Here is a 26771-nt window from a genome sequence, read left to right on the forward strand (position 1 = left end):
AATGGAAACCTCGCCCCCGTAGCTCAGCAGGATAGAGCAGCCCTCTCCTAAAGGGCAGGTCGCTGGTTCGAATCCAGTCGAGGGCACACTTCCTCGATGAGTGTTGTCCGTCCGTTCCGGGACGCGGCCCTCATCACGGCATCGAAGGTGGAGTCCACAACCGACGTCGCTCGCCCCGCGGCCCACGCGGTGCCGTGGACGTCGCGATACTCGAGCAGGGCGAGCGCGTCCGCCGTGCTACCTCCGCCGATGCTCGTCTGGTGCAGGGACAGGACGTCGACGGAGATGCCGGATTCGGCGAGAACCGACACCAGGGCCGCCACGGGACCGGAGTCGATGACACGGTGGGTGTGAGTGTCCGGGCCCGACCGCAGGGTGAAGAGCATCTCGGAGCCGTCCAGCCGGTAATGCGCCAGGGTCGGCGTGTCACTCGGAGGAGCGGCCAGGTAGGTGCGCTCGAACAGCCTCCACAGGTCGGTCGCCGTCAGTTCGTCGCCGACGCTGTCCGCGTGGGCCTGCACCGTCCGCGCGAACTCGATCTGGAGCCGTCGAGGCAGCTCGATCCCGAACTCCCTCTCGAGAAGGTAGGCGATGCCGCCTTTGCCCGACTGCGAGTTCACTCTGATGACCGCGTCGTAGCTGCGGCCGATGTCGGCAGGGTCGATCGGCAGGTACGGCACGAGCCACTGCAGTTCGCGAGGATCCGTACCCAGCGCGTTCGCGCGAACATGGTGCTCGGCCAGTCCCTTGCGGATCGCATCCTGGTGCGTGCCGCTGAATGCGGTGTGCACGAGGTCGCCGACGTAGGGATGCCGCGGGTGCACCTCGATCCCGTTGCAGTACTCGACGGTACGGCGGATCTCGTCGATGTCCGAGAAGTCGATCATCGGATCGACGCCCTGCGCGTACAGGTTGAGAGCGAGGGTGGCGATGTCGACGTTCCCGGTGCGTTCTCCATTGCCGAAGACGCACCCCTCGACCCGCTGAGCCCCGGCGAGCATCGCGAGCTCGGCGCAGGCGACACCGGTGCCACGGTCGTTGTGGGGATGCACCGAGAGGATCACGCCATCACGTCTGGCGAGGTTCCGGTGCATGTACTCGATCTGGTCGGCATACACATTCGGTGTCGCGATCTCGACGGTCGCCGGCAGGTTGAGGATCACGGGACGCTCGGGAGTCGCATCCCAGAGGGAGGTCACGGCGTCGCAGACGTCGAGAACGTAGTCGGGTTCGGTCAGGTTGAAGACCTCCGGGGAGAACTGGAACCGGACGCCCGGGAGGTCATCGGCGAGTTCGAGCACATCCCTTCCCGCGGCGAGAATCAGATCCTTCAGATCCTCGCGACTCCTGCCGAGCACCACATCTCGCCAGGTGGGCGCGGTCGCCGTGTAGACGTGGATGACGACCGGGTTGCGGATGCCGCGCACCGATGCGATCGTGCGCTCGATCAGGTCGCGGCGGGCGGCCGTGAAGACGACGATGGTGACGTCCTCCGGGGCGAGATCCGATGCTGCCAGAAGTCGGACGAAGTCGTAGTCCGTCTGCGACGCCGATGGGTATCCGACCTCGATCTCCTTGTAGCCCATCGCGACGAGGAGCTCGAAGAAGCGGCGCTTGCGGGCGGGATCCATGGGTTCGGCGAGCGCCTGATTGCCGTCGCGGAGATCGACAGGCACCCAGAGCGGTGCGCTGATCAGCTGCCTGGACGGCCATTCCCGCTCGGCGAGCGGTACGGGAACGCGGTCGAACACCGAGGCGTAGCGGTGCGACGGCATCTGAGACCGTCGCTGACGGTTCCATGACGGTGACGAGTCGGGGACAGTGCCGGCAGGGGTGGAGAGAGTGGGGAACAGTGTGGACATCGGGGGCTCCTCGGGCGTCGGGGTGATGACCGGCGGCGCTTCCTGACCCACGACGGACAGCCGGTCGGCTAGGTCCCGTCGCGGCGCGGAAGAAGGAGGAGCGTGTTCATGCCTCCACCGTAGCAACTCCTCAGACAAGTTGACAAGTTAGGATGATCGCATGGGTCAGATCCAGCGCACGCCCCTCGCCGACCAGGCGGCGGACATCCTCTTGGCGCGCATCGGCGCGGGCGAGTGGCAGCTCGGGCACAAGCTCCCCGGTGAGACCACCCTCGCAGCTCAGCTGGGGGTCGGCCGGTCGACGGTTCGCGAAGCGATCCGTCAGCTGGCGGGCCGAGGAGTCCTCGCGACACGGCAGGGGTCGGGCGTGTTCGTCACGGCGCTCGAGGCGCCGGAGGACTGGGACGCTGTGCTCCGCCGCGCCGACATCATCGCCGTCATCGAGGCGCGCACTGCGATCGAGACGGAGGCTGCCGCGCTCGCCGCGACCCGTCGTACGACGACGGATCTCCGCGCGATCCGCCGCGCGCTCGATGGTCGCAGAGCCCACCCCTCGGGTGTCGAGGCGCATGTCGATGCGGACACCGCATTCCACCGCAGCATCGTCATCGCGGCCCACAACCCGATTCTGCTCGAGCTGTTCGACGGGTTCACTCCACGCCTGCGTCAGGCGATGGTCGAGATGCTCCGCCTCCGCCGCGACGACGGCGGCCAGGCAGACGACGACCGCCACGCGCTGCTCGCCGACGCCGTCGCGGCGCGTGATCCAGCGCGGGCGGCCGCGGAGAGCCGCAGCCACCTCGCCGACCTCGCGAAGACGCTCGGCTGACGTTCGCCGTCGACGTTCAGTCGCGACCGCGACGCCACAGCTTCGACGGCCACCAGATGACTCGACCCAGATCGTAGGCGAGAGCCGGCACCAGCAGCGAGCGCACCACGAATGTGTCGAGCAGCACGCCGAACGCGACGATGAACGCGAGCTGCACGAGGAACAGGATCGGGATCACCGAGAGCGCCGCGAAGGTCGCCGCGAGCACCAGCCCGGCCGAGGTGATGACACCACCCGTGATCGACAGTCCGCGCAGCACGCCCTCGCGGGTTCCGTGCTCGAGTGACTCCTCCCGCACCCTGGTCATCAGGAAGATGTTGTAGTCGATGCCCAGTGCCACGAGGAACACGAATCCGTAGAGCGGAACCGCGGGGTCGGCGCCCGGGAAGTCGAAGACGCCGTTGAAGACCAGCGCCGAGACGCCCATCGCCGTGCCGAACGACAGCACGGTGGTGAGGATCAGCAGCACCGGCGCGAGGATCGAGCGCAGCAGCAGCATCAGGATGAGCATGATCACGACGAGGATCACCGGGATGATCAGGTTGCGGTCATGGATGGAGGCGTCGTTCGTGTCGATCGCGGTCGCCGTGACGCCTCCGACGAGAGCGTCGAGGTCGTCGAGCTGGGTACGCAGGTCTCGAACGGTCACGGCTGCGGCATCGGAGTCTGCGGCATCCGTCAGCGTTCCCTGCAGCAGCACCTCGCCGTCGACGACGGTGGGCTCGGGGGCGGCTGTTCCGGGAGGGCCGACCGCTTCCAGTCCGTCCGCCGTGACCGTCGCCGAGCCACTCGGAGAATCTGCCGCCGTGACCGTCACCCCGTCGATGCCGTCGTCGGCGAGGAGGACATCCGCCGCATCCTGCAGCTCGTCCTCGGCGACCACCACATACACCGGGCTGCCGGAGCCGCCGGGGAAGTGCTCGCCGAGCGCGACCTGACCGTCCCGCGCCTCGGACGCGCCGAGCACCAGATCGGACTGCGGCACGCCGACGGCGTTGAGCTGCAGCACGCCGGCGGCTCCCGCGAGCAGCACCAGCGTCGTGACGACCCAGATGAGGCGAGGGCGCTTCGTGATCAGGTGCGCCAGCCGTGCCCACAGGCCGGTCTTGCGCATGCCGTGCTCTTCGGCCACGACCTCCGGCTCGAACTTCGGGCGTCGGGGCCAGAAGACCGCGCGCCCGAACAGCAGCAGCAGCGCGGGCAGCAGGGTGAGCGCTGCGAGCATCGCGAACACGATGCCGATCGCGGCCACCGGGCCGAGCGTGCTGTTCGACTTGAGGTCGCTGAGCAGCAGGCACAGGAGCCCTGCGATCACGGTTCCGCCAGAGGCCACGATCGGCTCGAAGGAGCCCTTCCAGGCCGCCAGCACGGCGGTGCCCTTGTCCTGGGCGACCCGCAGCTCTTCTCGGAACCTCGCGACGAAGAGCAGGGCGTAGTCCGTCGCCGCGCCGATCACCAGGATGAACAGGATGCCCTGGGTCTGACCGCTGAGCAGCAGGACCTCGAACTTCGCGAGCCACCACACGACCAGCAGTGCCACACAGAGCGCGAACAGGCTGGTCGAGAGCACGACGATGGGCAGCAGGAACGAGCGGTACACCAGCACGAGGATGACGAGGACGGCCAGGAGTGCGACGCCGAGCAGCAGGCCGTCGATACCGGCGAAGCCGGCGACGAGGTCGGCGCTGAAGCCTGCCGGACCCGTGATGTACACGGTGACGCCGTCGGGGGCGGCGTCACGCAGCTGGTCGCCCAGCGCGGAGATCGCATCGGCGAGTTCGGCGTCGCCCTCGATCGGGATGAACGCCTGGATAGCCTTGCCGTCGTCCGAGGTGAGCGCGGGGGACACGTCTTCGCTCACACCCTCCACCGAGGGGGCGTCCGCCACGGCATCCGAGATGGTCTCGATGTCGGACTCCGAGAGCTCGTCATCGGAGACGAACACGGCGATGGCAGGGATCGCGTCGCTGTCGTTGAACTCCCCGAGGAGTTTCTGCACCTGCGTCGCGTCGGCAGACTCCGGCAGGTAGCTGGTCTGGTCGTTCGACGACACCTCGTCGACCTTGCCGAAGAGGGGACCGCCGAGGCCTGCGCCCACCAGCCATACGAGGATCAGGACCACGGGGATGAGGACGCGGACCCAGGAGTGTCGACGCGTGCGTTCGCGGGTCGGCGGAATGGGCGCGTGCTCAGGGCTGGACATCAGGTTCCTCTCGGGGCGTGCAGATGGGGGATTCAAGCGGTGTGATCACGAGATCCAGGCGAGGATGAGGATCATCGTCGCGAGGAAGCCGGCGAAGTAGTTCAGTGCGATGAAGCGTCGCCATGCGCGGTTCGTGCCGCCGGACGTCTCATCGGTGACGTTCCACCAGGGGGCGGCGTTCACGATGTAGGGCACGGCGAGCAGGGCGCCCAGCGGCCCGGGCCAGGTGGTGAACAGCATGGCTGCCCCGGCGAGGGCCCAGAGAGCGATCGACAGTCGCACCGTGGATCGTGCGCCGATCACGGTGGCGATCGAGCCGATGCCACCTTCGCGGTCGGGGCCGATGTCCTGCACCGCGCCGAACGCATGTGCGGCCATGCCCCAGAGGAAGAAGGCGACGAGGACGATGACCGCGGTGGGGCTTACGGTCCCGGTGGCGAGCGTGAGCCCGACGATCGCGGGCGTCACGAAATGCAGACTCGAGGTCGTCGAGTCCAGGAACGGACGCTCCTTGAACCGCAGCCCGGGCGCCGAGTACGCGATCACCGCGAACACGCTGATCGCCAGCCAGACCCACGACGCCGGGTTGCCGACCACGACGAGGTAGACGAGGAACGGGATGTTCGTCGCCGCCGCAGCCCACAGGGTGGCTCGGTGGATGCGAGGCGAGAGGAGTGCGCCCTCGATGCCGCCCTTGCGCGGGTTGGCGAGGTCGGAGGCGTAGTCGAAGACGTCGTTGATGCCGTACATCGCGAGGTTGTACGGAACGAGGAAGTAGAGGGTCCCGATGATCAGCGTGAGGTCGATCTCGCGTGTGCTGAGCAGGTAGGCGGCCGCGAACGGGAAGGCCGTGTTGATCCAGCTGATGGGGCGCGACGACAGGACTATCTGAGCGACGTCGCGACCGACGGATCCGCGGGTGGGCGCGGTCACGAGGCATCCTCCGCGACGGGTCGACGGTCGACCTGCGCGCGGCGGCGGGCGCGGAGTGCGGCCCACAGGGCGGGCAGCAGGATGGCGCCGGCGATCGGATAGGCGAAGTCCTCGAGCGGGGCGAGACCGATGTGCAGGCCGAGGAGGTGCTCGGGGGAGTAGTGGAAGAGGCCCGTCGCGATCATCACGGTGTCGAAGACGGCGGTGAGGACGACGAGCACGACGATGGTCACCGCGATCCCGCCCGCGTGGGCGCGATGACGACCGGCGAGGACCGAGAGCACGATCGCCGCCACGATCGCCGCGCCGACGAACCATCCCGAGAGCTGCAGGTACGTCATGAGGGCTCCTCCACGCGGGAGCGGCGGCGGATGCTCGACAGGATGCGCACGGCCCCCGTGTAGACGACCATGGTGCACACGACGAGGAAGAGCAGGAACACCGGTTCCTCGATCGGCAACTCGGGCGCGAGCACGATGCCCGTCGCCACGGCGGCCTCACCGCGGAAGAAGATCCCCCCGGCGATTCCGGCGACATCCCAGATCAGGAAGAAGGCGAGTCCCGTCACCGTCACGACGGATGCCGAGACCGCGTCGCGCCAGAAGAAAAGCCGGAAGCGCCGGTCGAGCAGCAGCATGCAGCCGAGTGTCACGAGGAGGAGCGCCAGGTATACGAACCCCATCACGCGGTTCCGCTCTTCGCGGGGGCGACGCTCGCGACGTCGAGCGGTCCGGTCGAGTGATCGCCGCGGATCCGCTTCAGCACGATCTCCGCGCTGATGAGGCACATCGGCACTCCGACACCGGGCGCGGTGGTCGCGCCCGCGTAGTAGAGACCCGAGACCAGGCGCGAGGCGTTCTGCGCGCGGAACATGGCGCTCTGCGACAGGATGTGTGCGGGACCCAGCATTCCGCCCCGCCAGGAGTTGTAGTCGTCCTGGAAATCCGCAGGGCCCTTCGTCTCGCGGACGACTATTCGTTCGCGGAGGTCGGGGATGCCCGCCCACTGCGAGATCTGGTCGATCGCGTCATCCGCCGCCTGCTCGATCCGGGCCGAGCCTGCGCCATCGGATCCGCCGCCGCCGAGCTCGGTGTCGGCCGGGATGGGGACCAGCACGAAGAGGTTCTCATGCCCCTCCGGCGCGACAGTGTGATCGGTCGCGCTCGGACGGCAGACGTAGGTCGACGCGGGCGAGGGGATCACGGGCCGCTTGCCGAAGATGGCGTCGAAGTTGGCATCCCAGTCCTCCGTGAAGAAGAGGGAGTGATGCGGGAGCTCGGGGAGGGTGCCGCGGACGCCGAGCATCACGAGCACGGCACCGGGCCCGCTCGTGCGACGCTGCCACCACGTGTCGGGGTAGGTGCGCAGGTGCGGCGGGAGCAGCGCCGTCTCGGTGTGGTGCAGGTCGGCGCCGGAGACCACGATGTCGGCATCCGCGCGGTGCGCTGTTCCGTCGGCATCACGCCACTCCACACCCGTCACGGTCGGCGTGCCGGAGCGGATGCCGGTGCTGATCGCGGTGACGTCGGCATCCAGCACGATCCGCGCGCCCGCGCTCTCCGCCAGCTCGGCGATGCGCTCGACGACCCGCCAGAAGCCGCCCTGGGGATAGCTGACGCCTTCGTCGAGGTCGAGCGCGCTCATGAGGTGGTACATCGCGGGCGCTGTGCGCGGGTCGGTGCCGAGGAAGACCGCCGGGTATCCCAGCAGCTGCCGGATCATCGGATCGCGGAAACGCCGGGCGGCGAACGACTGCAGGCGCGTGCCGAGCAGCGTGAACAGCCGGGGGAGGGCTCGCAGCACCTCGGGTGTCATCAGTCCGCGTAGGCGGGTGAACGGGTTGTAGAGGAAGTACCGCTCCGCCATGACGCGTGCGTCGTGCGCCGAGTCGAGGTAGGCGTCCAGAGCTTTCGCAGCACCGGGCTCGCGTGACTCGAACAGGCGCGCCACCTCCGTACGCCCTGAGGGCACGGTGACGGACGGTGCGGGCCGGCCATCGGCGGCCGGCACCTGGAAGACCCGATACCCGGGGTCGAGGAGCGTCAGGTCGAGCTGTTCCTCGGTCGAGGTACCCATCATCGCGAAGAAGTGGTCGAAGACCTCGGGCATCAGGTACCACGACGGCCCGGAGTCGAAGCGGAAACCGTCGCGCTCGATGGTGCCCGCGCGTCCGCCGACCCTGCTGTTCTTCTCGTAGACGGTCACGTCGTGGCCGTCCCTGGCGAGAAGACCGGCGACAGCGAGACCGGCGACTCCGGCGCCGATCACGGCCACCCGGCTCATCGGTCCCGCTCCACGGCCGTCACGAGCACTGATCGTGCGGCGAGCACAGCCTTGATGGGATCGGGCACGCGAACCCTCCGCTCGTACAGGGTGGCCGACGGTGTCTTGGACACGCGTCGAGTCAACGACTCGAAGAGAGCCTGGGCGCTGCGCACGGCCGCGCGTGCATCCTTGGGCAGAAGGGGGATGGAGCGCCGGGCATCGTCGAGCTGCGTCGAGATCGTGCGCACCCAGGCATCTCGGTCGGCATCGGTGAGGCGGCCCGATTCTCCGAGATATCCGCGCTGCAGCCGCTCGGTGTCGTCGGCGAGATCGCGGAGGAAATTGACGTTCTGAAAGGCCGCGCCGAGCTGGCGGGCTCCATGCTCGAGGATCTCGTGCTCCTTGTCGGTGCGGGTCTCATCTCGCAGGAAGACCCGGAGGCACATCAGCCCCACCACTTCGGCGGAGCCGTAGACGTAACGCTCGTGCGCCTCGGCGTCGTAGGCGGTGAAGTCCGTCGCATCCGCGATGTCGGCGCCCATCGAGTCGAAGAACGGCTGGGTGAGGTCCTCGCCGATGCCGCACTCCCTCGCGGTCCGTGCGAACGCGTGCAGCACGAGGTCGGTGCTGTAGCCGACGCGCATCGAACGGTGGGTCTCGGCGACGTACGAGGCGAGCGCCTCGGTCTGCGCCGAGGCGTCGAGACCGGCCTGAGCGGCCACGCCGTCGACGATCTCATCGGCGATGCGGACCATGGCGTAGATGTTCCGCACATGCTGCCGGTGCCTCTGCCCGAGCAGGCGCGTCGCAAGCCCGAACGATGTGGAATAGGTGCGGATCACCTCGGTGGATGCGGTGTCGGCGGCCCGACTGAATCGCCCCAGACTCTCGTCCGCAGCGTCGCTCGATGGCGGGGTCATGACTGTCGGCCCTCGAGACGGGATGCGGAGACCAGAATCGTCCGCGCTGCGTCCCCGCTGATCTCACCGGACAGCTCCGCTTCGGAGAGCAGCGCGTAGACGGCATCCAGCTGGTCGCCGATCAGGCCGACCACGAATCGCTCCGCGCCGCACTCGCGGAGGAGGTCGCGGATCTCCGTGGCGTCGTTCAGGGTCAGGTCTGCCGACCCGAAGCGCCGCTCGATGCGGGGCCAGGCGCTCGTCGACCGGGCGAACGCGATGATCGCGGTCTCCTTGCCCTCGCGCAGGTCGGAGAACGCGTCCTTGCCGTGTGCTCGATGGTCGCCGAACACGCAGAGGAGGTCGTCCTGCAGCTGATAGGCCAGGCCCAGGTGGCGTCCGACGGCATGCAGCGTCTCTTCTGCTGACACCGAGCTTCCTGCGAGCAGCGCTGCCGCCCGCAGCGGCAGGGAGAACGAGTAGGTCGCCGTCTTGTAGACGCTCATGGTGAGCACGGTGTCGACGTTCGAGGCGATTATGCCGTGGCTCAGGGCGACGTCGGTGTGCTCGCCGGCGACGGTCTCGAGGATCGTCCGCTCGACCAGGTCGAGAAGGCGTCCTCGCGCATGCGCGGGCACATCCGCGCGGGCGAATCCCATGATCGCCGCCGAGAGCAGCAGGTCGCCCATGAGGATCGCGCTGGATCTGGCCCAGTGCAGCGAGTCCGCCTCCGTCGACCCAGGGCTTGCCGCGGCAAGCTCGCCGATCAGATTGGGGCGCTTGCGTCGGGTGAGGTCTCCGTCGATCACGTCGTCGTGCAGGAGGAAGGCATAGTGCAGCAGCTCGATGTGCGTCGCGATATCCACTGCGGCGATGCTCGGCTCGTCGCCGAGGTGGGGGACGAGGGCCCGATGGATGTCGAGGAGCAGCCGAGGTCGTACGAGCTTGCCGCCGAGCGCATGGTCTGCCGTCGCCCGCCAGAGGGCGGCGAACTCCGCGCCGTACGTCTCCGCGTTCTCGCAGTGAAGGGCGAAGCGCTGCCGCAGAATCTCTTCGACCCGCGTGCTCATCTCTTCTCGGATCGCCGTGGGGGCCACGGTCATACCGCCCCGAGCTCGCGCAGCCGGGGCAGCTGCTCCACCAGCCAGGGGCTGAATGCGAAGGGGGCGGCCGTGACCGCATCCGCGAACTCGGCCGGGTCGACCCACGCCCATTCGGAGACCTCGTCAGGGTCGGGGGAGAGAGGTCCGTCGGCGACTGCGACGTGCACCGGGCAGATCTCGTTCTCGACGATCCCGCTCGCGTCCACGGCCCGGTACCGGTAGTCGGGAAGCACGAGGGAGAGGTCCGTGATGCGGAGGCCGAGCTCATCGAGGGCTCGCCGGCGTACCGCGTCGGTCATGTCCTCGCCGGGGCGAGGGTGACCGCAGAAGCTGTTGGTCCAGACGCCGGGCCACGTGCGCTTCGCGAGTGCCCGACGCGTCACCAAGAGGAGGCCGTCTCGGTTGAGCACGTGGCATGAGAACGCCAGGTGCAGGGGGGTGTCCGTCGTGTGCACCGCGTCTTTCGCGATCACGCCGATCGCGACGCCATCCGAGGAAAGGAGGGTGACCTCATCCAACGGGGAACCTCCTCGATTTCGCTAGCTTAGCTAATAATCAACATAACATGAATCCAATGGTGTGTAGCATGATGGCATGGACAACGGATCTGGCGCCAGTCCCCGGGGGGCAGGGGCGTCGGACGTGCTCCCGAATCGGGGCTCGCACTCTCCCGACGGTCTCGCTCATGCGGCGATCTACGACGTCGAATCGAGTGATCCGCGCAGCGTGCTGATCGATCGATCAGGTGTCGCGGAGGAGGACCTGCGTCAGATCGCTCTGGTGATGGGAGCGCTCGGCGATCTGCGGGATGCCGAGCAGAAGCTGTCTCTCGCATCGCGGCGCTATATGCAGCTCAATGAGACCGACATGCGAGCGCTGCACTATCTGATCGTGTGCGCGAACAAGGGGGCGACGGCGACGCCCGGCGGCATCGCCACGCGCCTCGGCATCTCGACGGCATCGACCACCAAACTTCTCGACCGCCTCGAGAAGGGCGGGCACATCCGTCGTGCACCGCATCCGACCGATCGACGCGCGCTCGCGATCACGATCACGCCGGAGACGCGCCAGGCGGCGATGGAGACCGTCGGTCGTCAGCAGGCCAAGCGATTCTATTCGGCGGCCCGGTTGACTCCGGAAGAGCGTGACGTCGTCATCCGATTCCTGTCGGACATGACGCAGGAGATCACGCTCCGGGATGAGCCGTGGGCCCAGGCCGGAGCCGTGTCCTCCGAGTGAGTCAGTGCGCGGCGTTGTACGCCTCGACGACGGGTGCCGGAATGCGGCCCCGCTCGGACAGCGTGTAACCGTTGTCGTTCGCCCACGCGCGGATCGCTGCGACCTCGGGATTGCGCCCAGCACGCTTCCTCGGAGCCGCAGAACGCACCGCGCCCGACGAACCCGCCCGGCGTCCCGCCGAGATGTAGGGCTCGAATGCCTTGCGCAATTCTTCTGCGTGCGCGGTATTCAGATCGATCTCATACGACGCGCCGTTGAGCGAGAAATGAACCGTCTCGCCTTCGCCGACCTCGAGTACGGATCCGTCGATATCATCGACCAGCTGGTGCACAATTCTTCTCGCCATGGAAATGACATTACCGTGGCGAGAAGAATTGCGACACGTTATCCGAGATCGGGTCGCAGATTCATTCGTGACCGGGGTCGATCAGTTTCAGTCCGACGATGCATCCGACGAGTCCGAGCAGCAGCAGGATCCGCGGCCAAGAGATATCGCTGTCACCGGTCACCATCGCCCACACGACGGTGAGCGTGGCGCCGATGCCGACCCATACGGCATAAGCAGTCCCGGTGGAGATCTCGCGCATCGCGAAGGCGAGTCCGATCATCGAGAGGATCAGCCCGCCGACGAAGATGACGCTCGGCCAGAGTCTGGTGAGTCCCTCGGATTTGCCCAGGGCGGTGGCCCAGACGGCTTCGAGGACTCCGGATGCGATCAGCACGATCCACGACATGACGGTCCTTTCGGACCAGTCTTTTCGCTCACCGGGTACTGGTCTGCCTCGTCCGGGGCCGGGGTTCACCGACCAGTATCCATGCTAGCCACCCGGTCTGGGCAGTGACTGTGCAGCGGACGGCGCTCGGCTCGAGCTGCGGGCGGGTCAGGGAAGAAGGCCTGCGCGGCGGGCCTTCGTCACGGCGGCATGGCGGGTCGACGCATCGAGCTTCGACATGGCGGTGCCGAGGTACGCCTTGACCGTGCCCTCGCGCAGGCCGAGCTGGCCGGCGATCTCCGCGTTGGTCGCGCCGAGCGCCGCGCAGGCGAGCACATCGGTCTCCCGGCGTGAGAGGTGGACGGTCGGGATCGGTCCGGTCGACGGTGCGACGGCATCCTCCGCGAGCAGCACGAGTCGGCGCTCGACCTGGGCGATGCGCGCCCGCAGATCCGCGTCGTCCACCGAGGCCGCGATGCTGCGGAGCTCGGCGAAGCTCTCGCGCAGCTCCTCACGCTGGCGCGGAGCGACCGATTCGGAGCCGGGGGAGACCGAGCGCAGGCGCCGGTCCACCTCGTCGCGGATGCGCAACTCCTCTGCGACGGACTGGGCGACCTGCATCGCGGGGGCGGTCGTGACACCGCCGACGGGTGTTCTCTCCCATGCCCCGGCGTAGAGCACGCCGCGGGGGCGCCCGCTCACCACGATGGGCAGCGCCAGGAGGGTTCGGAGCCCCTCGCCGAGGACGAAGACGTCGTAGTCGTGGGTGATCTGCTGCGAGGAGCCGTAGTCGTTCGTCATGCGAGGGCGGAGCTCCATCATGGCCCGCCCGCCGAGCCCGCGCTCGGGCCTCACCCTGAGGCCGTCGAGGCTGTGGGTGCGATTGCCGACGATGCTCGTGACGCTGACGACGCCCTCATCGATCAGGCCCCCGAACGCGACGGGGAATCGGGTGCGCTGAGCGAGCTCGCGCACCGCTCTGGCGACGAGCTCTGTCTCGGATTCCATCCCTGTCGTCGTGCTCACGACTACCTACTTTCGGGGGTGACGGCCCTGTTCCCCGTTTCGTAGCGTCGACCCTACCATTCGCCCGGCACACGAGGGCGAGCCGTAGACCATGAGGCAAGGAGGCCCCATGACCGACCATTCACCTGCCGATCGGGCAGGAGCGATCGACTACATCGCCGTCGAGGAATCGCCGAGATTCCGAGAGTTGAAGAAGACCCAGCGTTCGTTCATCTTCCCGCTCGCGGCATTCTTCCTCATCTGGTATTTCGTCTATGTCCTGCTCGCCGCATTCGCGACGGATTTCATGTCGCAGCGGGTGTGGGGCGATATCACCGTCGGGCTCCTGATGGGGCTCGGCCAATTCGTCACGACGTTCGCGATCACGATGGGATACGTCGCTTTCGCCAATCGGAAGCTCGATCCGATCGCCACCGAGATCCGCGAAGAACTCGAGAAGGCGCAGGCTGACGCATGAACATCACGCATTTCGCCGCGGAGGAACTCGCGGTCGAGAGCAACCCCGTGCTCAACATCTCGATCTTCGTCGCGTTCGTCGCGGTGACGCTCTTCATCGTGATCCGGGCCAGCCGCAACAACAAGACCGCGGCCGACTACTACGCGGCCGGGCGTTCGTTCACCGGCCCGCAGAACGGCTTCGCCATCGCCGGTGACTATCTGTCCGCCGCGTCCTTTCTCGGTATCTGCGGGGCGATCGCGATCAACGGATACGACGGGTTCCTGTACTCGATCGGGTTCCTCGTGGCCTGGCTCGTGGCTCTGCTGCTCGTCGCCGAGCTCATGCGCAACACGGGCAAGTTCACGATGGCCGACGTGCTCTCGTTCCGTCTCAAGCAACGCCCGGTGCGCATGGCGGCGGCGATCACCACGCTCGCCGTCTGCTTCTTCTATCTGCTCGCGCAGATGGCGGGTGCCGGTGGCCTGGTGTCGCTGCTGCTCGGCATCGACGGCAGGATCGGTCAGTCGATCGTGATCGCGGTGGTCGGTGTGCTGATGATCGTCTACGTGCTCATCGGCGGCATGAAGGGCACGACCTGGGTGCAGATCGTGAAGGCGTTCCTGCTCATCGGCGGCGCCATTGCGATGACGATCTGGGTGCTCGCGATCAACGGGTTCAGCCTGAACACGCTGCTCGAGGCCGCGGTCGCCAACTCCGACAAGGGTGATGCGATCCTCGGACCGGGCCTGCAGTATGGTGCGAACCCCTGGGACTTCCTCTCGCTGGGCATGGCGCTCGTGCTCGGAACGGCCGGACTCCCGCACGTGCTCATGCGCTTCTACACGGTTCCGACGGCGAAGGAGGCTCGCCGCTCAGTGGTCTGGGCCATCTGGCTCATCGGCGGCTTCTACCTGCTGACCCTCGTGCTCGGCTACGGTGCCGGCGCGCTCGTGGGAGCCGACGTCATCGCGGCGGCCCCTGGGGGGCCGAACTCGGCGGCTCCCCTCCTCGCGCTGTACCTCGGAGGACCCGTGCTGCTGGGGTTCATCTCGGCTGTCGCGTTCGCGACGATCCTCGCCGTCGTGGCGGGACTCACGATCACGGCAGCGGCGTCGTTCGCGCATGACATCTACGCGAACGTGATCCAGAAGGGCAGGAAGGATGCAGCGGGCAACGCCGTCGAGCCCGACCCGAACGGCGAGGTGCGGGTCGCACGACGCACGGTCGTCGTGATCGGCATCCTGGCGATCGTCGGCGGCATCGGCGCGCAGGGGCAGAACATCGCCTTCCTCGTCGCACTGGCGTTCGCGGTCGCAGCGTCGGCGAATCTGCCCACCATCCTCTACTCGCTGTTCTGGCGCCGTTTCAACACCAGGGGCGCGGTGTGGAGCATGTACGGCGGGCTCGCTGCGGCGCTCATCCTGATCGTGCTCTCGCCGGTGTTCTCGGGGTCGCCGACATCGATGATCCCCGGGATCGACATCGTGCTCTGGCCGATGAACAACCCTGGCATCATCTCGATACCGCTCGGGTTCTTCCTCGGCTGGCTCGGCACGATGACGAGCCGGCAGAAGGAATCCCCGACGCTCGCCGCAGAGATGGAGGTGCGCTCGCTCACCGGCTTCGGTGCCGAGAAGGCGACGGATCACTGATCGGACGCCGAGCGCCCGGACCGTCTTCGACGGTGAGCAGCACGTGGACCCCGACGGCCTACTCGTCGGGGTCCACGTCGTCTGTCGGTGCTCAGCCGTGGGACTCGAGGTCGAGGAGGAACGTCTTCCGTTCGGGGTGGGCGCCGTACTGCCCGGGGCTTCCGTCGGACCTCACCACGCGATGCACCGGAACGATGACCGAGAACGGCGTGAGCCTGCAGGCCGTGCCGACCGCCCGCGCGGCGCCGGGGCGACCGGCGAGCACCGCGACCTCGCCGTAGCTGAGTGTCTGCCCCCACTCGATCGTGCTGATCGTCTGCAATGCGGCGCGGGCGAAGCCGGTGCTGAGGCGCCAGTCGAATCGCAGGTGCTCGTCGAAGCGCACCGGAGTGCCGTCGAAATAGTCGTCGAGGAGGTGCGCGAGCTCGTCGGCGGCGCCGGGGTCGGGCTCGGGAACGGAGTGCAGCTGACCCGAGACTTTCTCGAGGAGCCAGGGGACCGACGGGTCGTCGGATTCCGAGAGGTCGAATCGGACGATCCCCTCGTCGGAGAACACGGCGAGGGCGTCTCCGAAGGGGGTCGGTGCGAAGTCGTAGCGGAAGGTCATGTCTCAATACTGACCTCCGTGGCTGACCCACGAGGCGCGCGATCACGGTGCCGGGGGAGAGCCCGTCGCCACGTCTCGGCCGTGCAGGAGCAGTCCGCCGAGCATCCGCCGACCTCGGACAGCTGTCTGGCGGCCGGAAATACGGTGAAACCCGCCCGGGATACCGCTGTCGCGGCGAGGCGCGCTTAGTGTGTGAGGTGTGTGGCGACGTGAAGGCAAGGCTGCGGATGAGGCAGCGACCGATGCCTCAGCGACCCTGAGTGCGTCGCCCGAGCCCGTCGTCGGCTTCGGGATCGCCCACGCCGCAGAGGCCGAGCGCACTCGTCTGCGCGCCGAAGCCGCCGACCTCGGCGGATCCTCACCCCTCGTGACGTTCCGCGACACGGTCGAATCGGGCATCGACATCTCCAAGGCGCACCCGGGCAGCCTTCCCCAGTTCATCACCGGAAAATCCACCCTCCTGTCGAACCTCTTCCGCGACGAGGTCGGTCTTCGGACGGCTCGGCTCGCGGCCGAGCGGATCACGGCGAAGAACACGGAGCTCCGCACGGTTCGCGGCATCGAGGCCGTGCATCTCGCCGTCGGCGTCGCGGGATGGCGCATCGGCGGCGCTGACTTCGCGGCTCCTGTGCTGCTCCGCCCTCTCGCGATCCGTCGCCACCACACCGACTTCGAGCTCAAGCTGCAAGGGGCCTTCGAGGTCAACCCCGAGCTGGTGCGCATCGCCCGCGAGCACTTCGGGATCACGATCGATGCCGCAGCGCTCGCCGCGCTCGCCTACGACGGCGGGATCTTCAAGCCGCAGCCCGTGATCGACAGCCTCCGAGCGACCACGCGATCGATCGACACCTTCACCGTGCTGCCCAGGCTCGTGGTCTCGACGTTCGCGGACGTGGGCGGTGCGATGGCGCGCGACGGCGGCAGCCTCGATCACATCGTGCTCAATGCTCTCGCCGGGCATGTGGGCGACCGCGAGCAGGTCTCGGCGCGCAGACCGGAACCGCACCACACCGGTCCGGACGACCGTGCGCCCGCATCCGACAACCTCCTGCTGGACGCGGATGCCGAGCAGGAGGCGCTGCTCGCCAAGATCGCCGCCGGACATTCCCTCACGGTCGCGACGCTCCCCGGCACCGGCGGCACGCAGACCGTGATCAACGCGCTCGGCGAACTGGTGCGCAACGGCAAGCGCGTTCTCGTCGTGTCGGCGAGGCGGTCGACGCTCGACGGAGTGCGGCATCGTCTGGCCGGCATCGGGCTCGACAGCCTGGCCGTGTCGCCCGCGAGCGTCCGCCGCGACCTCGTGCGCGCGATCGGACGCAACGAGAAGGCCACTGCACCGAAGGTGAGCGACGTCGATGACGCGCTGGTGCGCCTGCGCACGGTGCTGCGCGACTATCGTCAGGCGCTCACGGCTCCCGTCGCGGGAACCGCCTCGTCCGTCCTCGACGCCACGCGTCATCTCACCAGGCTCGCGTCGCTGCCCACACCGCCGTCGACCACTGCGCGGCTGAGCATCGAGACCCTGCGCCGCCTGGCCGACGACCGGTCCTCCGCAGCGGCGGCCCTCGCGTACGCGGCTCGTCTCGGCGAGTTCCGCTTCGGCCCGAACGACTCGCCCTGGTACGGCGTCACGTTCTCGAGCACCGAGGCTGCCAAGTCCGCTCATCAGCTCGCCGGACGACTGCACTCCGACAGTGTCCCTGCACTGCTCGAGCGGGGTTACGCCCTCATCGCGCAGACCCACATGCGTCCGTTCTCGACCATCGATGAGCTCGGAGAGTACCTGCGACTGCTGCAGGGCATCCGCGACTCCCTCGATCGCTTCAGCCCGACGGTGTTCGAACGTCCTCTGGGCGAGCTGATCCAGGCGCACGGCTCCCGACGCGACGCACCCAACATGTCGGGTGCGAACCGACGACGTCTTCGTCGTCTCGCCAAGGAGTACGTACGCCCCGGCGTGCACGTCACCGAGATGCACGAGTCCCTGCTCCGCATCCAGGCGCAGCGCACGCAGTGGCAGCGCTGCGTCGAGGCGGGCGTAGCGCCCGAGGTCCCGCTCGGACTCGCCGACGTCTACGCCTCCTGGCAGCGGGTGACGGCGGAACTCGCCGAGCTCGATGTCGCACTCGGTCGCCGGGAGCCGCTCTCGACCCTCCCCGTCGAGCGACTCGTGCGAACGCTGGCAGGACTCGCCGCCAAATCCGACGTCTTCGACAACCTCGTCGAGCGCGCGCAGCTGCGCGACCGCCTCGCCGATCTGGGGCTCGAACCGCTGCTCGCGGAGCTCTCCGTACGCCATGTCTCCGAGGCGCGCGTGGGTGACGAGCTGGAATTCGCCTGGTGGCAGACGCTGCTCGAGCGCGCCCTGCAGGATGACCGCGCCCTTCTGGGCGCGAACACGGCGGTGGTCGACCGACTCGAACGCGACTTCCGACTCGTCGACGAGGCGCACGCGGCGATGGCAGGCCCGCTGCTCGCCTGGCAGCTCGCGAACCAGTGGAAGATCGCGATCGTCGACGAACCGCAGGAGTCGCAGAACCTGCGCCGCGCGCTGAAGCAGCCGGCCACCACGACCGCTGAGATCGTGAGCGCCGCGCCCACTCTCGTCGACGTGCTGGCGCCCGTGTGGATCTCGTCGCCCTATCTCGTGCCGCACATCCCCGATTCGGTCGAGTTCGATGCGGTGCTCCTCGTCGACGCGGCCGCGATCAACCTCGCCGAGGCTGCACCGGCCATCCGCCGCGCGCGCCAGATCGTCGCATTCGGCGACCCGGTCACGCAGCTCCCCACACCGTTCCACGTCGCCGTCGACCCCGGCGCCGAGTGGGAGCACGAGGTTCCCTTCGACACGGTCTCGGTATTCGAGCGGCTGTCGGAGCTGCTCCCGGTGATGACCCTCACGCGCAGCTATCGCGCCGGCGGCGAGGATCTCGCCGAGCTCATCAACGATGCGTTCTACGGCGGCGAGATCGTCTCCCTTCCGTGGGCAGGATCGTATCTGGGCCGCGGCAGCCTCACCGTCGACTACGTCGAAGGCGGAACCGGAGCCCCCGACCCCGTCTCAGGAGCGGTGGAGAGCCCGGATGCCGAGGTCGCCCGCGTCGTCACCCTGGTCGTCGAGCACGCCGTGCACCGCCCCGACGAGTCGCTCATGGTCGTCACCGCCAGCAGGCGTCACGCCGAGCGTGTGCGTGCCGCCGTCACGTCGGCGTTCGCCGGCCGTTCCGACGTCGCAGACTTCGTCGGACGCGACACCGCCGAACCCTTCGCGGTGCTGACTCTCGAAGAGTCCGTCGCCGAGAGCCGCGACCGTGTGATCTTCTCTCTCGGATTCGGTCTCACCAAGCACGGCCGCGTCCTCAGCGACTTCGGCGACCTGTCGACGCCCGACGGCGAGCGGCTGCTCACGGTCGGCATGACGAGAGCGCGCCGCTCGATGGTCATCGTGTCGTCGATCAGGCCGTCCTCGTTCGACGACGGTCGCCTCGAGTTCGGTGCAGCCACGCTGATGTCGATCCTCGGCGGCCTGGCCTCCCGGGGGCGCGAGGCGCGCCTCGAGGATCTCGCCGATCCGCTCACCCTCGCTCTGGCGCGCGAGCTGCGACGCCTGGGCGCAGCTGTGGACGTCGACTACCGCGGCCTTCTGCCGCTCGTCGCCCAGCACAAGGGCAAGGCAGTCGTGATCGAGTCCGACCCCGAGTCGCGAGGTGAGTCTCTGCGGGAGACGTTGCGCCTGCGCCCGCATGTTCTGCGCCGCCTCGGCTGGCACTACGTCCGTGTGCACGCCTTCGACCTCTACAGCGATCCGGTGACCGCGGCCGCCCGCATCGCTGAGGTCCTCGGCATCTCGGCATCCGCCGTCCGCGCCGAGAACGACACACAGCCGATCGATCTCATCGATCCGCAGAATGACTGATCAGCCCGACCCGAGTGCTCCGCGGCAGAAGGTCGTGCGGGTTCCGGGATCTCGCCGCGCGCGGCTGACGCCCGTCCCGGGCACGGACACCGACCCGGAGGCGGCAGCGACTCAGAAGCCGATCACATCGGCCCCGCGCGCGCCGAAGGGACCCAAGGGGCCCAACGACGACCGGCTGATGCAGGACGTCCCGCCGCACTACTGAGGCTGACACGACGAAGCGCACGGCCCCGATGGGACCGTGCGCTTCGTGTGGAATGCGGTGAGCGTCAGTGGCGGGCGTTCTGGGCGAGCAGGTCGCGGATCTCGACGAGCAGCTCGGCCTCGGTCGCGGCGGCCGGCTCCTCAGCGGGCTCTTCTGCGGCGGTGCCCTTGCGAGCCTCGACCCGTGCCTTGAACGTGTTCATCGGCAGGACGAAGACGAAGTAGACGACCGCGGCGACGGCGAGGAAGCTGATGATCGCCGAGATCAGGTCGCCGATCGGGAACGTGACGTCGTCGCCGTAGATGTTCGTGACGGTCCAGCCGAACTCGCCTGTGGCGTCGGCCTGGAAGAACAGAGCGACGAGGGGGGTGATGATGCTGTTCACGACGGCGGTGACGATAGCGGTGAAGGCGGTGCCGATGACGACCGCGACAGCCAGGTCGATGATGTTGCCGCGGAGGATGAAGTCCTTGAAACCTTTGAGCATGGGAACCTCCGGAGGTCCGTTGTGTGTCAGGAAGAGGTGGCGCTCGACGCGGGCGCCGGGGTGGCGCTCTTCGTCGGCTCCGACTTCGATGATGCCGGGGTGGATGCCGATGCACCGGACCCTGCCCGCGAGTCGGTGCGATAGAAGCCGGATCCGTTGAACGTCACGCCGATGGATCCGTACTGCTTGCGCAGCTCTCCGCCGCACTCGGGGCAGACGGTCAGAGCGTCGTCGGAGAAGCTCTGCACGGCATCGAAGGCGTGGCCGCAGGAACGGCAGGCATAGGCATAGGTGGGCATTGCGGTCCTCGCGGGGGTCAGCGTCGCGACTGCGACAGGAGAAGGGTCTGCGTGGGGGTCACGACGCCGGTGACCGGCTGGTCGTGGACCTCCCGCGGAAGGAAGTCGAGTACCTCGGAATCATAGATGACCGCGTAGACGGGCGGGCACTTCTCCATGGATCCGATGGTCTTGTCGAAGTAGCCGCGGCCCCAGCCCATGCGCATTCCCGTGCGGTCGACGGCTGCGGCGGGGATGACCATCAGGTCGACGTCGTTGACGGCGATCGGACCGAGCACCTCGCCGGTCGGCTCGGGGAGTCCGAACAGGCCCTCGGCGACGTCGTCATCGTCGGTCGCGACGGCCCAGTCGAGCAGGCCGTCCGCGCGCGTGACGGGAAGGAGCACGCGGATGCCGCGGCGTACGGCGCCGGTCACGAACTCGCGTGTGCCCGGTTCTGTCGTCGTGGAGAGGAAGCACGAGATCGACTGCGCTCCGAGCGATTCGACGAGGTCGTCCAGGCGCTGCGCGATGGCGGCTGCGGCGTTCTCGCGCTGCGAGTCGCTGAGCAGTTGCCGGCGTTCGCGGAGCTCGGCACGCAGCGCGCGCTTCTCATGCTCGACGTCGTGGGACATGCCTCCGAGTCTACGGCGGCATCCCGGCTAGGCTATGACGATGGGAACCAAGAAGATGAAGGCTGTCATTCCCGCCGCAGGACTGGGGACGCGATTCCTGCCGGCGACGAAGGCGATGCCGAAGGAGATGCTGCCGGTCGTAGACAAGCCGGCGATCCAGTATGTGGTCGAAGAAGCCGCGAGCGCCGGGATCGAGGACATCCTCGTCATCATCGGCCGCAACAAGAACGCCATCTCGAACCACTTCGACTCGGTGCCCGAGCTCGAAGTGAAGCTCATGGAGAAGGGCGACACCGGCCGTCTCGAGCGCGTCGTGCGATCGAGCGATCTCGCCGACATCCACTTCGTCCGCCAGGGTGAGCCCAAGGGTCTCGGCCACGCCGTGCTGCGGGCACGCACTCACGTCGGCGACAGCTCGTTCGCCGTGCTCCTCGGTGACGACCTCATCGACGAGCGCGACCCGCTGCTGACCGCCATGATCGCGGAGCATGAGCGCAGCGGTGCCGCAGTCATCGCCCTCATGGAGGTCGATCCCGCGAACATCCACATGTACGGCGCCGCCGCCGTCGAGGAGATCGAGGGCTCCGACTCCGTGCGCGTGACGGGTCTCGTCGAGAAGCCCGCGCAGGAGGATGCGCCCTCGAACCTCGCGATCATCGGCCGCTACGTCCTGCCCGCATCGATCTTCGACGTCCTCGAGCGCACCGAACCGGGCAAGGGTGGCGAGATCCAGCTGACGGACGCCCTGCAGGAGCTGGCGACCAGGCCCGAGGGCCCCGGCGTCGTCGGCGTGATCTTCCGCGGACGCCGCTACGACACCGGCGACCGCGTCGACTACATCAAGGCGATCGTCCAGCTCGCCTCCGACCGCGAAGACCTCGGCCCCGAGCTGCGGCCGTGGCTGAAGGAGTTCGCGGAACGCCTCTAGGCGTCGTCGCGGCGTCGGAGCGCTCGGATGGATCAGGCGACGGGAATGAGGCACGGTCCGATCGAGCTGCGTCTCGTGCGGTCTCGCGATGCCAGGCCGCTGCAGCACGAGCTGCTGAGCAACCGCTCGTGGCTGCAGCCGTGGGAGGCCACCGTCCCGTACGGATCGGTCTCGTTCGACATGCGGCTCAGCATCCGCCGTCTGCTCCAGCAGTATCGCGACGGCCAGGGCTATCCCTTCGTCATGGAATACGACGGAGAAGTCGCCGGGCAGCTCAACGTCTGGGGAGTCTCCCGAGGGTCGCTCTGCTCGGCGACGATCGGCTACTGGGTGAGCGAGCGATTCGCCGGCAAGGGCATCACGCCGACGGCGGTCGCGCTCGCGACCGATGCATGCTTCACCGAGTACGCGCTGCATCGGATGGAGATCTGCATCCGACCCGAGAACGCGGCGAGTCTGCGCGTGGTGCAGAAGCTCGGCTTCCGCTATGAAGGGCTTCGTCGGCGCTACATCCACATCGACGGGGACTGGCGCGATCACTACGCGTTCGCTCTCACGCGGGAGGATGTTCCCCAGGGTGTGCTGGCGCGATGGCTCAACGGCCAGGTACCTCCGGATGCCGCGACGATCCCTCCATCGGACCGACTCGCAATCTGAGGGCGCGACGCCGAACTCGTCGCGACACACGCCCGGACTGAGCCGCGTGAACAGCGATGTTCCCGTACCGTTGTCGACATGGACGGGCCGGTGCTGAGCGGGGGAGTGATAGTCCTCGTCGCCGTGCTCCTGTGGATGCTCTATCTGCTGCCCTCGTGGCGCGGTCGTTTTCAGTACGATGCCGCCGAGCGCAACGCCGTCCGTCTGAACCAGGCTCTGCGTGTGCTGGCCGAGACCAGCGAGACGCCCGGCGAGGTGCGCCTCGAACTGAACGCTCGAACGGCTCTCGCCCAGCAGAAGCTCGCGAAGCGGGTGCAGTCCGAGAAAGAGGCCGCCGAGCTCACGCTTCTCCGCGAGGAACTCGCGGCCGCCCGGGCCGATCCGGTCGTCCGCCAGGCGCGTGCGCGCCGACGGGTGCGCATCGTCTCGACCTCTGCGCTTCTCCTGGGCCTCGCGCTCACGGGGCTCGGTGTGTGGCAGGTCGTCGCGACCCAGGCTCAACTTCTTCTCTGGATCGGTGGCGCGACAGTACTGGCTGCCGGATTCGCTCTTCAGCGCATGGCGTCGGTCGCTGCGCGCGCCGCTCGCCGTTCGGTCGCTCCCATCGAGCAGCCCGTCGCCCGCGTCGAACCGAAGCTGCACGATCAGGGTCGTGCCACCTGGACGCCGCGCCCGCTTCCCGAGCCGTTGGTCTCGGTCGCGGGGTCGCGCGCGCAGGTCGCGCGGGCCGAGATGGATGCCCAGGAAGAGCGTCGTACAGCCGCTCGCCTCGCGGAGCTGCGCGTACGCGCCGAGCGGATGGCGCCGGAGACGCCCGTACAGATCCCGGCAGCCGCATCGCCGTTCTCGAAGATGGGCTATGTCGACGACGCCGAGATCGAGGCGCATGTGCGCGACCTGCTCGCGAAGCGCGCAGCCGGCTGATCTCAGCGGCACGGGCACCTCTTCCGGCGTGATAGCGTAGAAGACGTCAGGGCCTATGGCGCAGTTGGTAGCGCGCCTCGTTCGCATCGAGGAGGTCAGGGGTTCGAATCCCCTTAGGTCCACAGACGAAGAAGCCCCTCTGAGCGCAAGCACGGAGGGGCTTTCTTCGTCTAAACCGCTGAGTGATTCGGGGAGTCACCGTAGCGAAGCGAGGATGGCGGAGCCTCCTGAGGTCCGCAGACGCACGATTCCATCTGGTGGGCGCGTGCATCTTCGCAGGCGGCGCATACCGTGTCCACCTCTACCGAAGATCGCCGTCGGTTGGAAGACTCGATGCATGGTGTTCATCGGATTCCACGCATCGCACGAGCAGATCGCCCCGAGCGAGCTCCTGGATGCCGTGATCGGCGCCGAGCGTGCGGGATTCGATGGGGCGATGTGCTCGGATCACCTCGCTCCGTGGTCTCCGGTACAAGGTCACTCTGGCTTCGCGTTGAGTTGGATCGCGGCTGCGCTCGCCCGAACCGACTTCTCGATCGGCATGGTGAACGCCCCAGGTCAGCGATATCACCCGGTGATGATCGCGCAGGCGTTCGCGACCCTTGCAGAGATGTTCCCGGGGCGGTTCTGGGCTGCGATGGGAAGCGGCGAAGCTCTCAACGAGCATGTGACGCGAGACGGCTGGCCCGCCAAACACGTCCGAAATGAGCGTCTTCGTGAGAGCGTCGATGTGATCCGCCGTCTCATGGCCGGTGAGGAGGTCGATCACGACGGCCTGGTTCGCGTCCACCGCGCGAGAGTATGGAGCCTGCCGGCAGAACCGCCTCCGCTGTTCGCGACCGCGGTGAGCGCCGAGACCGCTGCGTGGACCGCATCGTGGGCGCAGGGTCTTGCGACTGTCGCTCAGGAGCCGGACTCGCTGCGACGCGTCGTCGACGCCTACCGGTCGGCGGGAGGCGCGGGCCCGTGCATCCTGCAGGTGCATCTCAGCTTGGCGAAGAGCGACGGAGCGGCGTTCGCCATCGCCCGCGAGCAGTGGAGGAACGGTCTGCTCTCCCCGCCGGTCACATGGGATCTCGAACAGCCGGAGGACTTCGTCGCCGCCGCCGAGGGCCTCGACGAGGAACCGTTGCGCAAGGCCGTGCTGATCGACCATGACGCCTCCTCGTTGGCCGCTCGCATCGCGGACCTCGCCGAGATCGGTTTCGAGCGTGTGTATCTCCACCATGTGGGCACCGACCAGTCACAGTTCCTCGACGCCGCGGCGAACGAGCTCATCCCGGCTCTGAAGGAGCGACTGTGAGGATCACCGACACGAGCGACCTCTGGTGGAAGACCGCAGTTGTCTACTGCCTCGACGTCGAGACGTTCCTCGACTCGAACGGCGACGGCGTGGGCGATCTGCAAGGACTCGCCCAGCGGATCGACTACCTCTCGCAGTTGGGTGTCACGTGCCTGTGGCTGATGCCGTTCTACCCGACCCCGGATCGTGACGACGGATACGACGTCAGCGACTTCTACGGCGTCGATCCGCGCCTGGGGAACCACGGTGACCTCGTCGAGGTGATCCGCACCGCCCGCGATCGGGGGATGCGGGTGATCGTCGATCTGGTGATCAATCACACCTCCGACCGGCACCCGTGGTTCCTCGCCGCCAAGCGCAGCGTCGACTCTCCCTTCAGGGACTTCTACGTGTGGCGCACGGAGGCCCCTCCGAAAGGGCAGAAGAACCCCGTCTTCCCCGGCCAGGCGGACGGTATCTGGGGCAAGGACGAGAAGTCCGGACAGTGGTACCAGCACAGCTTCTACGAGCACCAGCCCGATCTGAACATCGCCAACCCCAGAGTGCGGGATGAGATCGCGAAGGTGATCGGGTTCTGGCTTCAGCTGGGCATCTCGGGATTCCGGGTCGACGCCGTGCCGTTCCTCCTCGAGATCCCCGAGGGTCCTGAGATTCCCGAGCCGCACGATCTGCTGCGCGACATCCGCCGCTTCCTTCAGCGTCGATCCAGTGAAGCCATTCTGCTCGGTGAGGTGAATCTTCCCTACGAGACTCAGACGCAGTACTTCGGAGGCGAGGACGGCGACGAGCTCACCATGCAGTTCGATTTCGTGGGGATGCAGTCGCTGTATCTGTCTCTGGCGCGCAAGGATCCTGCCCCGCTGATCGCCGCACTGCGCGCACGGCCCGCACTCGGCTCAGAGGTTCAGTGGGCCAACTTCCTGCGCAACCACGATGAGCTGACCCTCGACAAGCTCAGCGACAGCGAACGGCAGGAGGTGTTCGACGCGTTCGCGCCGGACGAGCGACAGCGGGTGTTCGGTCGGGGCATCACCCGGCGTCTCCCGCCGATGCTCGACGGAGATCCGCGCCGTATCCGGATGGCCTACAGCCTGCTGTTCACTCTGCCAGGCACGCCGGTGCTGTTCTACGGCGAGGAGATCGGCATGGGGGAGAACATCGAGATCCCCGGTCGCGAAGCGGTGCGGACGCCGATGCAGTGGTCCGCGGACCGCAACGGAGGTTTCTCCGACGTGCCGCCGAGCCGACTCGTCAGCCGTCCGCCCTCCGATGGGTACGCGCCGGAGCATGTCAACGTCGCCGCCCAGCTCGAGGACAGCGGATCGCTGCTGCACTTCATCCGCGCTCTCACCGCGCGGTATCGCATCTCTCCGGAGCTGGGGTGGGGCACCCTCCAGGTGATCGATCAGTCTGTCGACTCGCTTCTCGTGCACTCGTTGTCGGCTGACGTCGGACGTGTGATCGCCGTGCACAACTTCGCAGAGGTGCCCGTGACCACGGCGTTCCGGGTGAAGGACGAGCCGGAGGGCACGACCCTCCTCGACCTGCTCGAACCGTTGCATCTTCCGCTGGACCCCACGGGGATGGTCGAGTTGGAGGTCCCTGCGTACGGCTACCGCTGGCTTCGCGTATCGCGGCCCGGAGACGGTCGCGTGATCTAGAGAC

The 26771-nt window shown here is 67.7% G+C and carries 26 protein-coding genes, 2 tRNA genes and 1 riboswitch; of the genes, 12 read left to right on the forward strand and 16 right to left on the reverse strand.

Annotation, left to right across the window (positions count from 1 at the left end; genetic code table 11):
* Nucleotides 1-12: 12 nt before the first annotated feature.
* Nucleotides 13-86: transfer RNA gene (locus ACQ4LY_RS10945), tRNA-Arg, on the forward strand.
* Here ACQ4LY_RS10945 and ACQ4LY_RS10950 read toward each other — a convergent pair.
* A complete protein-coding gene (locus ACQ4LY_RS10950; RefSeq protein WP_431075671.1) occupies nucleotides 48-1862 on the reverse strand; it encodes a 2-isopropylmalate synthase in 1815 nt (604 codons plus the stop codon). The two genes, ACQ4LY_RS10945 and ACQ4LY_RS10950, sit on opposite strands and share 39 nt — an antisense overlap.
* Before the next feature lie 160 nt (nucleotides 1863-2022).
* Here ACQ4LY_RS10950 and ACQ4LY_RS10955 point away from each other — a divergent pair, with 160 nt between their 5' ends.
* On the forward strand, nucleotides 2023-2691 hold the full coding sequence (locus ACQ4LY_RS10955; RefSeq protein ID WP_431071368.1) for a FadR/GntR family transcriptional regulator: 669 nt from the start codon (nucleotides 2023-2025) through the stop codon (nucleotides 2689-2691).
* A 16-nt stretch (nucleotides 2692-2707) separates the two neighbouring features.
* Here the strand turns inward: ACQ4LY_RS10955 and ACQ4LY_RS10960 are convergent, their stop codons facing one another.
* From ACQ4LY_RS10960 to idi, 8 genes are read right to left on the reverse strand one after another with little or no spacing between them, the layout of a single operon-like run.
* Nucleotides 2708-4894: an MMPL family transporter gene (locus ACQ4LY_RS10960; RefSeq protein ID WP_431071370.1), complete on the reverse strand. Its 2187-nt coding sequence runs from the start codon at nucleotides 4892-4894 to the stop codon at nucleotides 2708-2710.
* A 45-nt stretch (nucleotides 4895-4939) separates the two neighbouring features.
* Nucleotides 4940-5827 carry a prenyltransferase gene (locus ACQ4LY_RS10965; protein ID WP_431071372.1) on the reverse strand — a complete coding sequence of 296 codons (888 nt, stop codon included), beginning with the start codon at nucleotides 5825-5827 and terminating at the stop codon, nucleotides 4940-4942.
* Nucleotides 5824-6168, reverse strand: coding sequence for a lycopene cyclase domain-containing protein (locus tag ACQ4LY_RS10970; RefSeq protein ID WP_431071374.1), 345 nt, complete (start codon nucleotides 6166-6168; stop codon nucleotides 5824-5826). The genes ACQ4LY_RS10965 and ACQ4LY_RS10970 overlap by 4 nt, the downstream gene beginning before the upstream one ends.
* Nucleotides 6165-6509 (reverse strand): lycopene cyclase domain-containing protein, encoded by a 345-nt coding sequence (locus ACQ4LY_RS10975; protein WP_431075672.1) that lies wholly within the window; start codon nucleotides 6507-6509, stop codon nucleotides 6165-6167. The genes ACQ4LY_RS10970 and ACQ4LY_RS10975 overlap by 4 nt, the downstream gene beginning before the upstream one ends.
* Nucleotides 6509-8110, reverse strand: a complete 1602-nt coding sequence (gene crtI / locus ACQ4LY_RS10980) for a phytoene desaturase family protein (RefSeq protein ID WP_431071376.1) — start codon at nucleotides 8108-8110, stop codon at nucleotides 6509-6511. The genes ACQ4LY_RS10975 and crtI overlap by 1 nt, the downstream gene beginning before the upstream one ends.
* Complete coding sequence (locus ACQ4LY_RS10985) at nucleotides 8107-9012, reverse strand: phytoene/squalene synthase family protein (protein WP_431071378.1); 906 nt, start codon at nucleotides 9010-9012, stop codon at nucleotides 8107-8109. Before ACQ4LY_RS10985 ends, crtI begins: the two co-directional genes overlap by 4 nt.
* On the reverse strand, nucleotides 9009-10094 hold the full coding sequence (locus tag ACQ4LY_RS10990; protein ID WP_431071381.1) for a polyprenyl synthetase family protein: 1086 nt from the start codon (nucleotides 10092-10094) through the stop codon (nucleotides 9009-9011). The genes ACQ4LY_RS10985 and ACQ4LY_RS10990 overlap by 4 nt, the downstream gene beginning before the upstream one ends.
* Nucleotides 10091-10612, reverse strand: a complete 522-nt coding sequence (idi, locus tag ACQ4LY_RS10995; RefSeq protein ID WP_431071383.1) for an isopentenyl-diphosphate Delta-isomerase — start codon at nucleotides 10610-10612, stop codon at nucleotides 10091-10093. The genes ACQ4LY_RS10990 and idi overlap by 4 nt, the downstream gene beginning before the upstream one ends.
* A gap of 76 nt (nucleotides 10613-10688) precedes the next feature.
* Between idi and ACQ4LY_RS11000 the strand changes: the two genes are divergently transcribed.
* On the forward strand, nucleotides 10689-11333 hold the full coding sequence (locus tag ACQ4LY_RS11000) for a MarR family winged helix-turn-helix transcriptional regulator (RefSeq protein ID WP_431071385.1): 645 nt from the start codon (nucleotides 10689-10691) through the stop codon (nucleotides 11331-11333).
* Between the two features lies 1 nt (nucleotide 11334).
* Here ACQ4LY_RS11000 and ACQ4LY_RS11005 read toward each other — a convergent pair whose 3' ends face one another.
* The 3 genes from ACQ4LY_RS11005 to ACQ4LY_RS11015 form a co-directional block, all read right to left on the reverse strand.
* Nucleotides 11335-11679, reverse strand: coding sequence for a histone-like nucleoid-structuring protein Lsr2 (locus ACQ4LY_RS11005; RefSeq protein WP_431071387.1), 345 nt, complete (start codon nucleotides 11677-11679; stop codon nucleotides 11335-11337).
* A 61-nt stretch (nucleotides 11680-11740) separates the two neighbouring features.
* On the reverse strand, nucleotides 11741-12067 hold the full coding sequence (locus ACQ4LY_RS11010; RefSeq protein WP_431071389.1) for a DMT family transporter: 327 nt from the start codon (nucleotides 12065-12067) through the stop codon (nucleotides 11741-11743).
* A gap of 10 nt (nucleotides 12068-12077) precedes the next feature.
* A riboswitch (guanidine-III (ykkC-III) riboswitch) is annotated at nucleotides 12078-12145 on the reverse strand.
* A gap of 69 nt (nucleotides 12146-12214) precedes the next feature.
* On the reverse strand, nucleotides 12215-13072 hold the full coding sequence (locus ACQ4LY_RS11015; protein ID WP_431071391.1) for a LuxR C-terminal-related transcriptional regulator: 858 nt from the start codon (nucleotides 13070-13072) through the stop codon (nucleotides 12215-12217).
* A gap of 109 nt (nucleotides 13073-13181) precedes the next feature.
* Between ACQ4LY_RS11015 and ACQ4LY_RS11020 the strand changes: the two genes are divergently transcribed.
* Both ACQ4LY_RS11020 and ACQ4LY_RS11025 read left to right on the forward strand, forming a co-directional pair.
* Nucleotides 13182-13529, forward strand: coding sequence for a DUF485 domain-containing protein (locus tag ACQ4LY_RS11020; protein ID WP_056312521.1), 348 nt, complete (start codon nucleotides 13182-13184; stop codon nucleotides 13527-13529).
* A complete protein-coding gene (locus tag ACQ4LY_RS11025) occupies nucleotides 13526-15163 on the forward strand; it encodes a solute symporter family protein (protein WP_431071393.1) in 1638 nt (545 codons plus the stop codon). The genes ACQ4LY_RS11020 and ACQ4LY_RS11025 overlap by 4 nt, the downstream gene beginning before the upstream one ends.
* Before the next feature lie 91 nt (nucleotides 15164-15254).
* Here the strand turns inward: ACQ4LY_RS11025 and ACQ4LY_RS11030 are convergent, their stop codons facing one another.
* Entirely contained in the window at nucleotides 15255-15770 is a 516-nt protein-coding gene (locus ACQ4LY_RS11030) for a methylated-DNA--[protein]-cysteine S-methyltransferase (protein ID WP_431071395.1), read from the reverse strand.
* Nucleotides 15771-15969: 199 nt separating this feature from the next.
* Between ACQ4LY_RS11030 and ACQ4LY_RS11035 the strand changes: the two genes are divergently transcribed.
* Nucleotides 15970-19689 (forward strand): AAA family ATPase, encoded by a 3720-nt coding sequence (locus ACQ4LY_RS11035; RefSeq protein ID WP_431071397.1) that lies wholly within the window; start codon nucleotides 15970-15972, stop codon nucleotides 19687-19689.
* Nucleotides 19690-19958: 269 nt separating this feature from the next.
* Here ACQ4LY_RS11035 and mscL read toward each other — a convergent pair whose 3' ends face one another.
* The 3 genes from mscL to ACQ4LY_RS11050 are packed head-to-tail and all read right to left on the reverse strand — an operon-like array spanning nucleotide 19959 to nucleotide 21294.
* A complete protein-coding gene (gene mscL, locus ACQ4LY_RS11040) occupies nucleotides 19959-20381 on the reverse strand; it encodes a large conductance mechanosensitive channel protein MscL (protein ID WP_431071399.1) in 423 nt (140 codons plus the stop codon).
* A gap of 26 nt (nucleotides 20382-20407) precedes the next feature.
* The gene (locus ACQ4LY_RS11045) at nucleotides 20408-20680 is read right to left on the reverse strand and encodes an FmdB family zinc ribbon protein (protein WP_431071401.1); all 273 of its coding nucleotides are present in this window, start codon (nucleotides 20678-20680) and stop codon (nucleotides 20408-20410) included.
* Between the two features lie 17 nt (nucleotides 20681-20697).
* On the reverse strand, nucleotides 20698-21294 hold the full coding sequence (locus tag ACQ4LY_RS11050) for a 5-formyltetrahydrofolate cyclo-ligase (RefSeq protein ID WP_431071403.1): 597 nt from the start codon (nucleotides 21292-21294) through the stop codon (nucleotides 20698-20700).
* Nucleotides 21295-21334: 40 nt separating this feature from the next.
* Here ACQ4LY_RS11050 and galU point away from each other — a divergent pair, with 40 nt between their 5' ends.
* From galU to ACQ4LY_RS11080, 6 genes are all read left to right on the forward strand, one after another.
* Complete coding sequence (gene galU, locus ACQ4LY_RS11055; protein WP_431071405.1) at nucleotides 21335-22222, forward strand: UTP--glucose-1-phosphate uridylyltransferase GalU; 888 nt, start codon at nucleotides 21335-21337, stop codon at nucleotides 22220-22222.
* 45 nt (nucleotides 22223-22267) lie between these two features.
* Complete coding sequence (locus tag ACQ4LY_RS11060; RefSeq protein WP_311244459.1) at nucleotides 22268-22879, forward strand: GNAT family N-acetyltransferase; 612 nt, start codon at nucleotides 22268-22270, stop codon at nucleotides 22877-22879.
* Nucleotides 22880-22957: 78 nt separating this feature from the next.
* A complete protein-coding gene (locus ACQ4LY_RS11065) occupies nucleotides 22958-23803 on the forward strand; it encodes a hypothetical protein (RefSeq protein WP_431071407.1) in 846 nt (281 codons plus the stop codon).
* Between the two features lie 49 nt (nucleotides 23804-23852).
* A tRNA-Ala gene (locus ACQ4LY_RS11070) sits at nucleotides 23853-23925 on the forward strand.
* 215 nt (nucleotides 23926-24140) lie between these two features.
* The gene (locus tag ACQ4LY_RS11075) at nucleotides 24141-25106 is read left to right on the forward strand and encodes a TIGR03885 family FMN-dependent LLM class oxidoreductase (RefSeq protein ID WP_431071409.1); all 966 of its coding nucleotides are present in this window, start codon (nucleotides 24141-24143) and stop codon (nucleotides 25104-25106) included.
* Entirely contained in the window at nucleotides 25103-26767 is a 1665-nt protein-coding gene (locus tag ACQ4LY_RS11080; protein WP_431071411.1) for an alpha-amylase family protein, read from the forward strand. The genes ACQ4LY_RS11075 and ACQ4LY_RS11080 overlap by 4 nt, the downstream gene beginning before the upstream one ends.
* Nucleotides 26768-26771: the final 4 nt, after the last annotated feature.

This window comes from Microbacterium phyllosphaerae, assembly GCF_050628115.1.
Taxonomy (GTDB): domain Bacteria; phylum Actinomycetota; class Actinomycetes; order Actinomycetales; family Microbacteriaceae; genus Microbacterium; species Microbacterium phyllosphaerae_A.